Annotated in this window: 1 protein-coding gene; it reads right to left on the bottom strand. The window is 68.3% G+C overall.

From position 1 onward, the window contains the following. The coding region (locus Q7A36_RS40705) for an EF-Tu C-terminal domain-related protein (protein WP_305109470.1) at window positions 1-561 on the bottom strand (561 nt) is incomplete at its 5' end.

The following is a 561-nucleotide window of genomic DNA, read 5'->3' as shown; positions in this document are numbered from 1 at the left end:
TTACTTCACGATGCTGGCGACGACGCCGGCACCGACGGTGCGGCCGCCCTCGCGGATGGCGAAGCGCAGGCCCTGGTCCATGGCGATCGGCGCGATCAGCTCGACGTCCATCGTCACGTTGTCGCCCGGCATCACCATCTCGGTGCCCTCGGGCAGCTTGACGATGCCGGTCACGTCCGTGGTCCGGAAGTAGAACTGCGGCCGGTAGTTGGTGAAGAACGGCGTGTGGCGGCCGCCCTCCTCCTTGGTCAGGATATAGGCCTCGGCCTTGAAGCCGGTATGCGGCGTGATCGAGCCAGGCTTGGCCAGCACCTGGCCGCGCTCGACGTCCTCGCGCTTGGTGCCGCGCAGCAGCGCGCCGATGTTGTCGCCCGCCTCGCCGCTGTCGAGCAGCTTGCGGAACATCTCGACGCCGGTCACCGTCGTCTTCTGCGTGGCGCGCAGGCCGACGATCTCGACCTCCTCGCCCACCTTGATGATGCCGCGCTCGACGCGGCCCGTCACCACCGTGCCGCGGCCCGAGATCGAGAACACGTCCTCGATCGGCATCAGGAAGGGCAG

The organism is Paracraurococcus lichenis, from assembly GCF_030657435.1.
In the GTDB taxonomy this organism is placed as follows: domain Bacteria; phylum Pseudomonadota; class Alphaproteobacteria; order Acetobacterales; family Acetobacteraceae; genus Paracraurococcus; species Paracraurococcus lichenis.
The sequence above is the reverse complement of the archived record's forward strand: the minus strand, read 5'-3'. Positions and strand labels throughout refer to the sequence as shown.